Here is a 12,845-nt window from a genome sequence, read left to right as displayed (position 1 = left end):
GTCACTCCCTAAGCAATGCGAGGTCGGCGGCGATCGGCCCGGCCACCTCCAGTTGGCGGGACAGGTGGAGCAGGTCGTCCAGCGGCAGCCCGGCCGAGCCGGCGCCGGGTGCGACGACGTCGAAGTGCGTCACCCCGCTCTTCATCGCGACGAGCGCGTTGACCAGGGCGAGACGGTTCTGTCCGGAGAGCCGGACCCGCAGCACGGCCGGCCGGACCCGGACCACGGCGTCCTGCAGCACCCGGCGCACCTGCAGCGGCGACGCGGGCGTGCGCTCCGACTCCATGCAGCCGACCTCGTCGCAGCCGAGCGCGTGCAGGGCGCTGATGGTGGCGAGCACGTCGTCCTCACGGTCCGGGTCGAAGGCGTCGGTCACGTAACCGACCACGGTGTGCCCGGCCCGCTTGGCCGCGATGATCCGCTCCGGTGAGGGCAGCGCGGCGGGACCGTCGGCGAGGAACTCGTAGCAGCGGCCGTCGTCGCGGATCCGGGCGCCGCTGCGGCGCAGCTCGTCGGCGAGCGGGCCGCCGGCCGGCACGTCCACGGTGAGCTGCACCGAGGCGGGCAGCGGGTCGGCGATCTGCATCCAGTTGCGCGAGTGGAACAGCAGCGGCGAGATGATCCGCGGGGTGGCGGCCGCGGTGACCTCGCCGACGAAGATGGTGTGGTCGCCGCCCGGGTACGCGTGCGCGACCCGGCAGTCCAGCCAGGCCACGGCGTCGGCGAGGACCGGGCACCCGTTCGGCGTGGTGATCCAGTCGAGCCCGGCGAACCGGTCGGTGATCCCGGGCTGCTGCCCGGCGAACCGGCGCCCGATGTGCGCCTGGTCCTTGCCGAGGAAGCTGAGCGCGAACTTGCCCGCCTCGCCCAGGAGTGCCCGGCTGGGCAGATGGTTGCCGAGGCACACCGAGACCAGTGGGGGATCGAGGCTGACGGAGGAGAATGAACTGGCGGTCATCCCGTGTGCGCCGCGCGGGCCGGCCGTGGTCACCACGCAGACCCCGCTCGGCCACTGGCCGAGGACGGTTCGGAAAGTCTGGCTGTCCACCGAGCCTCGTTTCGCGTATGGAAACACCGTTACGCTGAACGTAACGAGGTCATCCGGTCGTGTCAACCGCGCAGCGGTACAGCGTTTCCCAGGGCGGAATGGCAGGCTAGGCTTCGCCCGAATCAGTTGTCGTTCCTGTTCCGGGGGTGTTTCCTAGTGCCGACCCGATCCGTGCCGCCGGCACCGGCCGAGGACGAGAGCCAGTCGCGGTCCATCGCCGCCGTCGAGCGCGCGATGGATGTTCTGCTCTACTTCGGCCGTACTGATCAGCCTGATCTCGGGGTCACCGAGATCGCCACCGCTCTCGGGCTCACCAAGGCCGCCGTGCACCGCATCCTGACCGCGCTGCGCAGCCGGGAGCTGATCACCGTCGACCCGGCCACCCGCCGCTATGCGCTCGGGCACGCCGCGGTGGCGCTCGGCCGGGCGTACCTGGCTCGCACCGACGTGCGCGCGATGGCCGCGCCCGAGCTCAAGCACCTCTCCGAGCGCACCCACGAGACGGCGACCCTGTCGCTGCGCCGGGGCGACACCCGGCTCTATGTCGACCAGGTGGTGCCCGACCAGGAGCTGCGCCTGGAGGTGAGCCTGGGCATCCCGTTCCCGCTCAACGCCGGCGCCTCGTCGAAGGCGTTCCTGGCCTTCCTGCCGGACTTCGAGGTGGAGGCGTACCTCGGCAGGCACCCGCTGGAGTCGGTGACCGACAAGACCATCACCGACCCGGCCAAGCTGCGCAAGGATCTGGCGGCCATCCGCAAGCGGGGGTACGCGACCTCGCTCGGCGAACGTCAGGCCGGGGCGGCGTCGGTCGCCGCGCCGATCTTCGACCACGACGCCCGGGTGGTCGCCGTGATCAGCCTGGCCGGGCCGGCGCTGCGGTTCAAACCGGAGTCCGACGAGCGGGGCCTGGCCGACCTGCTCGAAGCCGCCGCCCGGATCTCCGCGCAGCTCGGGTACCAGCCGATCGACTAGAGCTACAGGTCGGCCAGCGGTTTGGCCACGCCGAGCAGGCCGGCCAGCAGCACCGATCCCCAGATCGCCCAGACGTACGGGAGGCACCCGTTCACGCTGCGCTTGAGGACGCTCTCGGTCTCGCCGCCGGCGGTGCCGGCCATGACCGCGCCGAAGGCGGGGCCGAACGGGCGCAGCGTGCGGCGGATGCCCAGCCCGGCGGCGATCGCCAGGGCGTAGAGCAGCACCTTCCCGCCCAGCCACTTCGGGTTCGTGTCGACGCCGAACGGCGCGGTGGCGACCAGGGTGTAGACGCCGGTCGCGGTCATCCCGGCGACCACCGCGATCCGGATGCTCCAGTCCACCCGGCGGACCACCGGGTGCTTTCCCGGCGCGTGATGGTCGGTCCACATCAGCCAGAGCCAGACGAACGCGCCGAGCCAGGCCGGCACCAGCAGCCACCAGGGGATCAGTTCGATGCCCCAGAGCGAGCCGCCGTGCGCGTCGAGCGCGATCAGGGTGAGGCCGCTGGGCAGGAAGAGGATCAGGCAGATCTTCGGCCCGAGGTCCAGACCGGACATGATCTTCAGCGCGGTGAGCCTGGCGGCGGGGGTCAGCGTGGGGTCGATGACGTACCGGCTGGAGTAGAAGACGCCCAGGTCGCCGCCGAGCCAGAAGACCATCAGGACGATGTGCAGATAGAGGAACACCTCGAGCATCGTTGAATGGAAACACCTTTCCACTGTGCGAAACAAGTGCTAGCTTCGCCGCATGCTCGGCCGCTATTACGAAGACTTCACCGTCGGCGACACGTACCGCCACCCCCTCGGGCGCACCATCTCCGAAGCGGACAACACGTGGTTCACGCTTCTGACGATGAACACCAACCAGAGCCACTTCAACGCCGACTACGCGGCCGGGACGCCGTACCAGAGACTGCTGGTCAACTCCACCCTGACGGTGGCGATCGTGACCGGGCTGTCGGTTCCCGACGTCAGCCAGCACGCCTTCGCCAACCTGGGCTGGGAGCGCATCGACATGCCCCACCCGGTCTTCGTCGGCGACACCATCTACGCGAAGTCCACCGTCCTTGAGCTGCGCGAGTCGAAGTCCCGGCCGTACGCGGGGATCGTCAAGGTCTTCACCACCGGCTTCAACCAGGACGGCGTCGACGTGATCACCTGGACCCGGACGATGCTGGTCTACAAGCGCGGCCACGGTCCGGGCGCCGGCCGATGAGGCTGGACCTGCAGCCCTGGGGCGAGACCATGGCCGAGCTGGTCGCCGCGGCCCGGGCCGCGGAGAGCGCCGGCGCCGGAGTGATCTGGGCCCCCGAGCTGCACCGCAGCGCCTTCACCACGGCCACCGCGATGGCCGCCGGCACGCAGAAGGAATCCGGCGGCGAGGGGCGGGTGGGGGTCGGCACCGGCATCGCCCTGGCCTTCGCCCGCAGCGCGATGCTCACCGCCATGGCCGCCGCCGATCTCGACGAGCTGTCCGGGGGCCGATTCCGGCTCGGGCTCGGCACCGGCGTGGCCCGGCTGAACCAGGACTGGCACGGCGTGCCGTTCGAGCGCCCGCTTCCCCGGCTGCGCGACACCGTGGCGATCGTCCGGGCCGTGCTGGCCGGCGGTGACCCGATCAACCACCGCGGTGTCCGGTCGATCCGGGTCCGCGGCTGGCGCCGGCCCTATCCGGGGGTCCGCGAGCACATTCCGGTCTACCTGGCCGGGGTCGGGCCGGCGATGGTCGCGCTCGCCGGCGAGGTGGCGGACGGCTGGATCGCCCACGAGCTGTGCCCGCCCGCGGAACTGCGGGACCGGGTCTGGCCCGCGCTGCGGTCCGGCCACGTCCGCCGCGCCGGGAGAACTGACTTCGACGTGGTCGCCGCGGCGTGCTGCTCGGTCGATCCCGACCCGGCCGTGGCCCGCCGCCGGGCCGCGAACGTGGTCGGCTTCTACGCGTCGGTCCGGTCCTATGCGCCGACGTTCGCGGCGGCCGGTTTCGGGCAGGTCTGTGAGGCTGCCGCCGCCGCCCTCAAAGCCGGCCGGCCGGCCGACGAACTGGGCGGGCTGGTCCCGGACGCGATGGTGGACGCCTTCGTGATCGCCGGCACCCCGGGGCAGTGCGCCGACCGGATCGCCGCCTACGACGGGCTGGCCGACGCGATCAAGCTGTCCCCGCCGTCCTACGGCCTGCCCGCCGAAGAGACCCGGGAAGCACAGGAGCGTCTGCTCGAACTGGTGGGGAGCCTGCGGTGAGACCTCTCGAGGACATCCGGATCGTCGCGGTCGAACAGTACGGCGCCGGCCCGTTCGGCTCGGTGCACCTGGCCGACCTGGGCGCCGACGTCATCAAGATCGAGGAGCCGGGCACCGGTGGTGACGTGGGGCGCTACGTGCCGCCGTACCAGGAGGGCGAGGACTCGCTCTTCTTCGAGACGTTCAACCGCGGCAAACGCTCGCTCTCGCTGGACCTGGGCAGCCCGGCCGGCCGGCAGGTCTTCGAGGACCTGGTGGCGAACTCCGACGCCGTCTGGTCGAACCTGCGCGGCGACGTACCCGCCAAGATCGGCATCACCTACGACCAGCTGAAACACCTGAACCCGGCGATCGTCTGCTGCTCGCTGACCGGCTTCGGGATGACCGGGCCGCGCGCGAAGCAGCCCGGGTACGACTACATCCTGCAGGGCCTGGCCGGCTGGATGGAGCTCACCGGCGAGCCGGGCGGCCCACCCACCAAGTCCGGGCTCTCCATCGTGGACTACTCGGGCGGCTTCGTGGCCGCGATCGCCCTGCTGGCCGGCGTGCACGCGGCCCGCCGCGACGGCGCCGGCATGGACTGCGACCTGAGCCTGTTCGACACCGCGATCGGCATGCTGACCTATCCGGCGGCCTGGCACCTCAACGCCGGTTTCACCCCGTCCCGGACGCGGTACTCGGCGCACCCGTCACTGGTGCCGTTCCAGCTCTTCCCGACCGCGGACGGCTGGGTCGTGGTCGGTTGCGCCAAGGAGAAGTTCTGGCAGCGCCTGGTCGCGGTCCTGAACGTTCCCGCGCTCGCCGACGCCCGCTTCGCCACCTTCGCCGAGCGCCGCACGCACGCGGCTTCGCTGCTGCCGATGCTCGAGGAGATCTTCGCGAGCCGGACCACCGCCGACTGGCTGGCCGTGCTGGAACCGGCCGGCATCCCGTGTGGTCCGGTCAACGACGTCGAAGCGGCGCTGCGCGACCCGCACACGATCGCGCGCGGTCTGCTGGTGGAGACCGAGCATCCGCACTACGGCACGGTCCGCCAGGTCGCTTCCCCGGTCCGGGTCGGCGGTCAGCCGCCGGCTTACCGGCGGGCGCCGCGCCGAGGAGAAGATCTGGGGTACGTCGCAGAGCTGCTCGGTTATTCCGGGGACCGCCTCGACGACCTGCGTGCCGCGGGCGCCTTCGGCAAGGACGCCGGATGACGGCCGCGGTGGTGCTCGCCAGGTGGGCGGCCGGGCTGAGCTTCGCCGACCTGCCGGACGCGGTCGTCGCGGCGGCGCAGGAGCATCTGATCGACGCGGTCGGCTGTGCGGTCGCCGGGATCCGCCGGGGTGCCGCGACACCCGCGCTGACCGTCGCGCGCGGGCTGGGCGGGCCACCGGAGGCGCGGTTGTTCACCGGGGAGCGGGTCGGGGCGGTCGCGGCGGCGTTCGGCAACGCGGTCGCGGTGCACGCGCTCGACTTCGACGACACCCACGCCGGCGGGCTGGTGCACGCGAGCGCGGTGACCGTACCGGTGGCTCTCTCAATGGGCGAACAGACCGGGGCCGGCGGCAGCGAGATGGTGACCGCCCTGGTCGCGGGGTTGGAGACGGTGTGCCGGCTCGGCGCCGCGGCGCCGCACGGCTTTCATGCGCGCGGCCTGCACGCCACCTCGATGTGCGGCGTCGTCGGCGCCGCCGTGACCGCCGGCAGACTGCTCGGTCTCGACGCGCCGACCCTCGCCCACGCCATCGGCATCGCGGCCAGCGGCGCGAGTGGGCTGCTGGAGTTCCTGCACAGCCCGGCGAGCACGAAACAGCTGCACCCGGGCACGGCCGCCGCGAACGGCATCCTGGCCGCCCGGCTCGCCGCCGCCGGCGCCACCGGACCGCCCGGCGCCCTCGACGGCGAGTACGGCCTGTTCCGCGCCCTGGCCGCCCGCGAACCCGATCGTGACGTGCTGCTCGGCGCGCTCGGGGAGCGCTGGGAGACCACGCGGATCGGGATCAAGCCGTATCCGGCCTGCCGGCTCACCCACGCCTCGATCGACGCCGCCGGCGAGTTCACCGGCAGCAAGCCGTCCGCGCTCACCGTGACGCTGCACCCGGACGCCGTGCCGATCGTCGCGGGGGCGGAGAAACGGCGGCCGCGCAGTGCCTACGAGGCGAAGTTCAGCGTCTACTGGTGCGTGGCGGCGATGGTCGTGGACGGCTGGGTGGACTTGGACTCGTTCGAGGACCTGGACCGGCCCGACGTGCTCGACCTCGCCGCCCGGATCACCGTCGTGGCGCACGATCCGGGGACCGTCGCGGCCGACGCTCCCGGCATCGTCGAGGGCGACGGGCGCACCTCGCGGGTGGAGCGGTCGACCGGCGGGGGAGTGCGGACCAAGGCTGCCGCCAACCTGGGGCCGGGAGCGGACGCGGTCTTCGCGGCCGACGGTCCCGCCGCTCTGCTGGACGCTGTCGAAGGGTGCCTGAAATGACCGTTCATCTGCCGGCGGTGCCCGGCTACGACCAGCTCCCCGCGGTGTTCGCCGAGGCCGGGCTGCGGGTGCGGGATGTCGTCCACGTGACCGAGTACGTGACGGCTGCCGCGCTCGCCGAGCCGTCCACCCTGGACGAGGAGCGGGCCGCGGCGCTCGGCGATCACCGGGTGCCGGTGTCCCGTGTGCCGGTCGAGGCGATCGTCGACACCGACGCGCCCTACGCCGTCGGGGTGACCGCGCACTTCGGCGGCGGCGCCCTGCTCACCGACGGCGACGACGTGCTGCGGGTCGCCGGCGGGGTGGTCCACCTGCCCAGCGTGCACACCACCGACGGCGACTTCCGCGACCAGTACCGGTGGTGCCTGCAACGGATCGCCACCCTGCTCGCCGCCGCCGGCCTGGACACCGGCGCCCTGGTCCGCACCGTCGACTACACGGCCACCGCGACCCGCGCCGAATATCCGCGGTGCGGCCGGCCCCGCCGCGAACTGCTGCCCGGCCCGGTGCACCCGGGCGCGGCCGGCATCCTGGTCGACGTGCCGGTGACGCCGGGAGCGCGGGTGTCGCTCGACGCGATCGCCGCCGCCGGGCCGCTCACCGTGCTCAACCCGGGGTGGGCGCGTTACGACACCCTCACCTACAAGCCGGCCGTGCGGGCCGGCGACACCGTCTACCTCGCCGGGTTCGGCGCGCTCGACCCGGTCACCCAGGCGGCGCTGCACGACGGGGACCTGCTCGCCCAGGCCGACTTCGTCTACCGCAGCATCGAGACCGTGCTGGCCGAGGCCGGCGCCACCGGCGAGCAGGTCACCCACCTCGTGGAATACCTGACGCCGGCCGCGGTCGCCGACTACCCGCGCACCAGCGCCCTGCGGGAGAAACACTTCCCGAACGCGGCGGTCACCTCGGTGGTCTGCTCGGCGCTGCTGCGGCCCGAATTCCTCCTCGAAGCCGTGCCGACGGCGGTGCTGTCGTGACACTGCTGACGCCGGCATTGGCCGCCCGGATCGGGGAGGAGGTCAGCTACACCGCGCCGGAGCCGCTCGGCCGCGCGGCGATCCGCTACTTCGCGCTGGCCACCGGCGACACCGACCCGGCCCACCTGGCCGGAGACGTCGCGCCGCCCACGCTGATCTGCGAGACCAACCAGTACGCGGGACTGCCACGAGACGCCGACGGCTACGCCGGGCACGGCTGGCACCTCGACGTGCCGGGGACCCGGCTCGTCCGGGGCGGGAACGCCTACCGGTTCGAGCGGCCGGTCGGCCCCGACGACGTGATCACTGCCCGCTGGAGGCTCGCCGGCATCACCGAACGGGTCACCGGCAGCAGCAAGCGGATGCTCGTGGTCACGTCGGTCGCCACGTACACCGACCAGGCCGGCCGGGTGCTCGCCGTCAACGAGGAGACGTTGATCTATGTCGAGCGGTGACCTCTCGTTCGAGCGCAGGATCGAGCTGCCGGACATGATCGCGTACGCGGGCGCCACCTGGGACTGGCACCGGCTCCACTACGACGCCGACTACCTGCGGGAACGCGGACTCGACCGGCCGGTCGTGGACGGGCAGGTGTTCGGGGCGTACCTGGCGATCGCGCTGCGCGACTGGTTCGGGCCGGACGCGGTCGTCACCGAGTTGTCGTTCCGGTTCAAGAACCTGGTCTTCGCCGGCGAGACGATCCGCTGCGCCGGCTCGGTGCGCGGCCGGGACGCCGGGAAAGTCGAGCTGGACCTGCGCGTCGAGGTGGTCGACGACGGCCGGATCGCGGTCGCGCCGGCCTCGGCGGTGCTGACGCTGCCATGAGCGTGGCGATCGCGGGGGCCGCCGAGTGCGACCTGGGGAAGACCGGGAAGTCGATCCTGGAGCTGCAGACCCAGGCGGTCACCCGGGCGCTCGCCGACGCCGGGCTCACCCCGGCCGACGTGGACGGCCTCGCCACCAACGGGATCTCCCGCTTCTCGGCGACCCAACTCGCGGACTACCTGGGGATCCAGCCGGCCTGGAGCGACTCCAGCTTCGCTGGGGGCGCGGTCTTCGAGATGTACGTGGCACGCGCGGCCCAGGCGATCAACGCGGGACAGTGTTCGACTGTCGTCATCTCGTACGCCAGCAATCAGCGCTCCGCCCGCAGCCGCAAGCTGACCGGGACCTACGAGGAAGGGACGCCGGAGGCGGCGTTCGAGGAGCCGTACCGTCCGCTCTACCCGATCTCCTACTACGCCATGGTCGCCCAGCGTTACCTGCACACGTACGGCCTGGACCGCGCCGATCTGGCCGCGGTCGCGGTGGCCGCGCGGGACCGTGCCCAGCGCAACCCGACGGCCTGGACCTACGGTAGGGGCCCGCTGACCGTCGACGACGTGCTCGCCGCCCCGATGATCTCCAGCCCGCTCGGCGCGCTGGACTGCTGCCTGGTCACCGACGGTGGTGGCGCGGTCGTGCTGACCTCGCTCGACCGGGCCCGGGACCTGCCGAGACCGCCGGTGGTGGTGCTCGGCTACGGCGAGGCGCTGACCCACACCGGGATGGCGACCGCGCCCGACCTGCTGCGGACCGGAGCGATCGATTCCGGTCGTCGCGCCTTCGCTCGTGCGGGTCTGGTCCCGGCGGACATCGACGTGGTGCAGCTCTACGACTCGTTCACCATCTCGGTCCCGCTCGGCCTGGAAGCGCTCGGCTTCGCCCCGCCCGGCGCGGGCCTGTCCGCGACCGTGCCGCACAACACCGGCGGGGGCGGGCTCGCCTACTGCCATCCCGGCCAGTTCGGCGTGTTGCTGCTGGTGGAGGCAGTGCGCCAGCTGCGCGGGGAGTGCGGTGAGCGGCAGGTGCCGGGGGCCGCGACCGCTCTCGCCCACGGGACCGGCGGCATCTTCTCCAGCCACGCCACGGTGATCCTGAGGGCCGACCGATGATGCTCCAGCAGTGCCGCACCTGCCGGCGGTTCCAGCACTACCCGCGCGTGCTGTGCACCGGCTGCGGTGGCAGCGAGCTTCACGACGTGCCCGCCGCCGGCACCGGCACGGTGGACAGCTTCACCGTGGTCCACCGGGCCGAGACGCCCTACACCCTCGCCCGGGTCCGGCTCACCGAGGGCCCGATCGTGCTCACCCACCTGATCGACGTCGCCGACCCGCGGTGCGACCAGCCGGTCCGGCTCGTTCCCGGCCGGGAACCCCCAGTCTTCCGGAGTGACGATGGACTTTGAGCTCACCGACGAACAGCGGATGTTCCGTGACGTGCTCCGCGACTTCGTCGACCGGGAGATCCGCCCGGTCGTGCAGGAGTGGGAGGACTCCGGCCGCTACCCGGCCGAGATCGTCGCGACCATGCGCGAGATGGGCCTGTTCGGCCTGACCGTGCCCGAGGAGTACGGCGGTCTCGGCGCCGACATGGTCAGCTTCGCGCTCGTCTTCGAGGAGATCGCCAAGGGCTGGATGGGCGTCGCCGGCATCCTCGGCAGTCACTCGCTGTCCTGCTGGCTGATCGCCCGGCACGGCACCGAGGAGCAGAAACAGCGCTACCTGCCGGACCTGGCGACCGGGAAACGCCGCACCGGCATCGCCCTCACCGAACCGGACGCGGGCTCCGACCTGCAGGGCATCACCACCACCGCGATCCGCGACGGCTCCTTCTTCGTCCTGAACGGCCGCAAGACCTGGATCACCAACGCCCGGTACGCCGACCCGCTCCCGGTCCTCTGCAAGACCGACCCGACCGCTTCACCCGCCCATCGCGGCATGTCGGTGCTCCTCGTCGAGGCCGGCTCGCCCGGCTTCACCGTCGAGCGGGACCTGCCGAAACTCGGCTACAAGGGCACCGAGTCGTGCGAGGTGCTCCTCGACGACGTCCGGGTTCCGGCGGCGCAGCTGCTCGGCGGGGTCGAGGGCCGGGGCATGCAGCAGGTGCTCTCCGGCCTGGAGACCGGGCGGATCAACGTGGCGGCCCGGGCGCTCGGGATCGCCCAGGCCGCGTACGACGAGGCGCTGCGCTACGCCGGGCAGCGGCACGCCTTCGGTAGGCCGATCGGTGACTTCCAGGCGATCCAGCTGAAGATCGCCGAGATGGCGGCGCAGGTGCAGGCCGCCCGGCTGCTCGTCTACTGGGCCGCGTCCCGCGCCGACGGCGGCCACCGGGTCGACATGGAAGCCGGCATGGCCAAGGCCTTCGCCTCCGAGGCGGCGATGTTCTGCGCGCTCAACTCGATGCAGGTGCACGGCGGTTACGGCTACTCGAAGGAGTTCGTAGTGGAACGCCTCTACCGGGACGCGCCGCTCATGATGATCGGCGAGGGCACCAACGACATCCAGCGCACGGTGATCGCCCGCGCGCTGCTCAGCGGCGCGGCGGCCATCGGATGAGATCCTTTCTGTACGTGCCCGGCAACCAGCCGAAGATGCTGGCCACCGCCCTGTCCCGCGGGGCCGACGCGCTCATCGTCGACCTGGAGGACGCGGTTCCCGCAGCCGAGAAGGCAGCGACCCGGGACGCGGTGGCCGCCTGGCTGACGTCGGTGCCGCCCGCCGCACCGGTCTACGTGCGCGTCAACGCCGGGCCGGCGGGTTTGGAGGACGCGCGGGCCGCGGTCACCGCTGCGCTGCGCCCGGCGCCGGCCGCCGGCGGTGCGGCGGCGTCGACGCTGCGTGGCCTGGTCGTTGCCAAGGCTTCGCCGGAGCAGGTCACCACCCTCGGCCATCTCCTCGACGACCTTGATCCGGCGGGGGCGGTCGGACTCGTACCCCTGCTGGAAACTCCGCAGGCCATCCTCGCCGCCGCCGATCTCGCGAGCGCGCCGCGCGTCACCCGGATGCAGATCGGCGAAGCTGATCTGGCCGCCGAGCTGGGGATCACCCCGGGCGACGACTCGCTGCTCCTGGCCCGCTCCACGGTCGTCCTCGCCTCGGCTGCCGCCGGGATCGAACCGCCGGCCGCCGCCGTCACCACCGACTTCCGCGACCTGGACGCCCTGCGCCGCTCGACCCGCACCCTGAAACGACTCGGCTTCCGCGGACGGGCCTGCATCCATCCGGCGCAGCTCCCGGTCGTGCACGAGGTCTTCACCCCGTCCGCCGACGAGGTGGCCGAGGCCCGTGACCTGGTGGAACGCTTCGAGGCCGCCGGGGGAGGGGTGTGCCTGGACGCCCGCGGCCGGATGGTCGACCTGGCGGTGGTCCGCGACGCGAGGCGGGTGCTGGCTCTGGCCGGTGGCAGAATCGCCGGGTGACGTTCCGTGGCTGGCCGAGCGAGGCCCTCGAGTTCTACGACGGTCTGAGCGCCGACAACTCGAAGACGTACTGGACCGCCCACAAGGAGTTCTACGAGACCCGGGTGCGGGCGCCGATGGAGCAGCTGCTCGCCGAGTTGGAGCCGGAGTTCGGGGCCGGGCGGATCTTCCGGCCGTACCGGGACGTCCGCTTCAGCAAGGACAAGAGCCCGTACAAGACGCACATCGGCGCCTGGCTGGAGTCCGGCGGCTACCTCCAGCTCTCCGCCGACGGCCTGGCCGCGGGCTGCGGCATGTACCAGATGGCGCCCGACCAGATCGACCGCTACCGGCGTGCGGTGGCGAGCACCGCCGCCGGCCCCGAGCTGACCTCCCTGCTGGCCACCATCGAAGGTGCCGGCATCAGCGTGCACGGCCACGGCACCCTGAAGACCGCACCCCGCGGCTACCCGAAGGACCATCCCCGCGCTGAGCTGCTGCGCCACAAGGGCCTGACCACGTGGCAGGAGTGGGAACCGGCCGAGTGGATGGGCACCCCGGCCGCGCTCGAGCGAATCGTCGGTTTCCTGCGGGTTAGCCAGCCCTTGCGCCAGTGGCTAGACCACCACGTCGGCCCGTCAACTCCCACCCGCTGACCCGCCGCCACGCTGACCCGCCGCCCCTGGGCTCCGACACCGCGGTCTGCTGCTGTGCGGCGCGGGGCGGGCGCGTCGCCGGCTTGTGGGCAGAGCGCCGGCCAGCGCCGGGTGGGCCCGCCGGCCGGCCGGCAGAGCAAAGTGCGCGCGGCGGCCGGCGCTCTGCGGCGGGAGGCCTTCCGGGTGAACGGCCACACCCACAGCGGATGTGCCTACACCCGCCACGGGTGTGCCGGCGTTCGGGAACCCATATGTCACCGGAGTCA

At 72.4% G+C, this 12,845-nt stretch carries 15 protein-coding genes; 13 read left to right on the top strand and 2 right to left on the bottom strand.

What is annotated here, in order from left to right; genetic code table 11:
• Position 1: 1 nt before the first annotated feature.
• Positions 2-1,048, bottom strand: coding sequence for a flavin reductase (locus OHA21_RS24915; protein WP_328477600.1), 1,047 nt, complete (start codon positions 1,046-1,048; stop codon positions 2-4).
• A gap of 156 nt (positions 1,049-1,204) precedes the next feature.
• Here OHA21_RS24915 and OHA21_RS24910 point away from each other — a divergent pair, with 156 nt between their 5' ends.
• Positions 1,205-2,020 (top strand): IclR family transcriptional regulator, encoded by an 816-nt coding sequence (locus OHA21_RS24910; RefSeq protein WP_328477598.1) that lies wholly within the window; start codon positions 1,205-1,207, stop codon positions 2,018-2,020.
• Between the two features lie 2 nt (positions 2,021-2,022).
• Here the strand turns inward: OHA21_RS24910 and OHA21_RS24905 are convergent, their stop codons facing one another.
• Positions 2,023-2,718, bottom strand: coding sequence for a hypothetical protein (locus OHA21_RS24905; RefSeq protein WP_328477596.1), 696 nt, complete (start codon positions 2,716-2,718; stop codon positions 2,023-2,025).
• Positions 2,719-2,770: 52 nt separating this feature from the next.
• Between OHA21_RS24905 and OHA21_RS24900 the strand changes: the two genes are divergently transcribed.
• Genes OHA21_RS24900 through OHA21_RS24845 form a run of 12 tightly spaced genes read left to right on the top strand, consistent with a single transcriptional unit; the run spans position 2,771 to position 12,579 of the window.
• Positions 2,771-3,238, top strand: a complete 468-nt coding sequence (locus OHA21_RS24900; RefSeq protein ID WP_328477594.1) for a MaoC family dehydratase — start codon at positions 2,771-2,773, stop codon at positions 3,236-3,238.
• Entirely contained in the window at positions 3,235-4,260 is a 1,026-nt protein-coding gene (locus tag OHA21_RS24895) for an LLM class flavin-dependent oxidoreductase (protein WP_328477592.1), read from the top strand. The genes OHA21_RS24900 and OHA21_RS24895 overlap by 4 nt, the downstream gene beginning before the upstream one ends.
• Positions 4,257-5,456 carry a CaiB/BaiF CoA transferase family protein gene (locus OHA21_RS24890; protein ID WP_328477590.1) on the top strand — a complete coding sequence of 400 codons (1,200 nt, stop codon included), beginning with the start codon at positions 4,257-4,259 and terminating at the stop codon, positions 5,454-5,456. The genes OHA21_RS24895 and OHA21_RS24890 overlap by 4 nt, the downstream gene beginning before the upstream one ends.
• Positions 5,453-6,721 (top strand): MmgE/PrpD family protein, encoded by a 1,269-nt coding sequence (locus OHA21_RS24885; RefSeq protein WP_328477588.1) that lies wholly within the window; start codon positions 5,453-5,455, stop codon positions 6,719-6,721. Before OHA21_RS24890 ends, OHA21_RS24885 begins: the two co-directional genes overlap by 4 nt.
• Positions 6,718-7,701 (top strand): RidA family protein, encoded by a 984-nt coding sequence (locus OHA21_RS24880; RefSeq protein WP_328477586.1) that lies wholly within the window; start codon positions 6,718-6,720, stop codon positions 7,699-7,701. Before OHA21_RS24885 ends, OHA21_RS24880 begins: the two co-directional genes overlap by 4 nt.
• A complete protein-coding gene (locus OHA21_RS24875; RefSeq protein ID WP_328477584.1) occupies positions 7,698-8,156 on the top strand; it encodes an FAS1-like dehydratase domain-containing protein in 459 nt (152 codons plus the stop codon). The genes OHA21_RS24880 and OHA21_RS24875 overlap by 4 nt, the downstream gene beginning before the upstream one ends.
• A complete protein-coding gene (locus OHA21_RS24870) occupies positions 8,143-8,526 on the top strand; it encodes a MaoC/PaaZ C-terminal domain-containing protein (RefSeq protein WP_328477582.1) in 384 nt (127 codons plus the stop codon). Before OHA21_RS24875 ends, OHA21_RS24870 begins: the two co-directional genes overlap by 14 nt.
• Positions 8,523-9,635, top strand: coding sequence for a thiolase C-terminal domain-containing protein (locus tag OHA21_RS24865; RefSeq protein ID WP_328477580.1), 1,113 nt, complete (start codon positions 8,523-8,525; stop codon positions 9,633-9,635). The genes OHA21_RS24870 and OHA21_RS24865 overlap by 4 nt, the downstream gene beginning before the upstream one ends.
• Positions 9,632-9,928, top strand: coding sequence for a Zn-ribbon domain-containing OB-fold protein (locus tag OHA21_RS24860; RefSeq protein WP_328477578.1), 297 nt, complete (start codon positions 9,632-9,634; stop codon positions 9,926-9,928). Before OHA21_RS24865 ends, OHA21_RS24860 begins: the two co-directional genes overlap by 4 nt.
• Complete coding sequence (locus tag OHA21_RS24855) at positions 9,918-11,081, top strand: acyl-CoA dehydrogenase family protein (protein WP_328478522.1); 1,164 nt, start codon at positions 9,918-9,920, stop codon at positions 11,079-11,081. Before OHA21_RS24860 ends, OHA21_RS24855 begins: the two co-directional genes overlap by 11 nt.
• Positions 11,078-11,944: an HpcH/HpaI aldolase/citrate lyase family protein gene (locus tag OHA21_RS24850; RefSeq protein ID WP_328477576.1), complete on the top strand. Its 867-nt coding sequence runs from the start codon at positions 11,078-11,080 to the stop codon at positions 11,942-11,944. Before OHA21_RS24855 ends, OHA21_RS24850 begins: the two co-directional genes overlap by 4 nt.
• Complete coding sequence (locus OHA21_RS24845; protein WP_328477574.1) at positions 11,941-12,579, top strand: DUF2461 domain-containing protein; 639 nt, start codon at positions 11,941-11,943, stop codon at positions 12,577-12,579. Before OHA21_RS24850 ends, OHA21_RS24845 begins: the two co-directional genes overlap by 4 nt.
• Positions 12,580-12,845 lie beyond the last annotated feature (266 nt).

It is taken from the genome of Actinoplanes sp. NBC_00393 (assembly GCF_036053395.1).
GTDB lineage: Bacteria > Actinomycetota > Actinomycetes > Mycobacteriales > Micromonosporaceae > Actinoplanes.
The sequence above is the reverse complement of the archived record's forward strand: the minus strand, read 5'-3'. Positions and strand labels throughout refer to the sequence as shown.

Coding starts and splice junctions, on each gene's coding strand:
- OHA21_RS24905 (WP_328477596.1), bottom strand. CDS start 2,718: ATGCTCGAGGTGTTCCTCTATCTGCACATCGTCCTGATGGTCTTCTGG.
- OHA21_RS24900 (WP_328477594.1), top strand. CDS start 2,771: ATGCTCGGCCGCTATTACGAAGACTTCACCGTCGGCGACACGTACCGC.
- OHA21_RS24895 (WP_328477592.1), top strand. CDS start 3,235: ATGAGGCTGGACCTGCAGCCCTGGGGCGAGACCATGGCCGAGCTGGTC.
- OHA21_RS24885 (WP_328477588.1), top strand. CDS start 5,453: ATGACGGCCGCGGTGGTGCTCGCCAGGTGGGCGGCCGGGCTGAGCTTC.
- OHA21_RS24880 (WP_328477586.1), top strand. CDS start 6,718: ATGACCGTTCATCTGCCGGCGGTGCCCGGCTACGACCAGCTCCCCGCG.
- OHA21_RS24870 (WP_328477582.1), top strand. CDS start 8,143: ATGTCGAGCGGTGACCTCTCGTTCGAGCGCAGGATCGAGCTGCCGGAC.
- OHA21_RS24865 (WP_328477580.1), top strand. CDS start 8,523: ATGAGCGTGGCGATCGCGGGGGCCGCCGAGTGCGACCTGGGGAAGACC.
- OHA21_RS24860 (WP_328477578.1), top strand. CDS start 9,632: ATGATGCTCCAGCAGTGCCGCACCTGCCGGCGGTTCCAGCACTACCCG.
- OHA21_RS24855 (WP_328478522.1), top strand. CDS start 9,918: ATGGACTTTGAGCTCACCGACGAACAGCGGATGTTCCGTGACGTGCTC.
- OHA21_RS24850 (WP_328477576.1), top strand. CDS start 11,078: ATGAGATCCTTTCTGTACGTGCCCGGCAACCAGCCGAAGATGCTGGCC.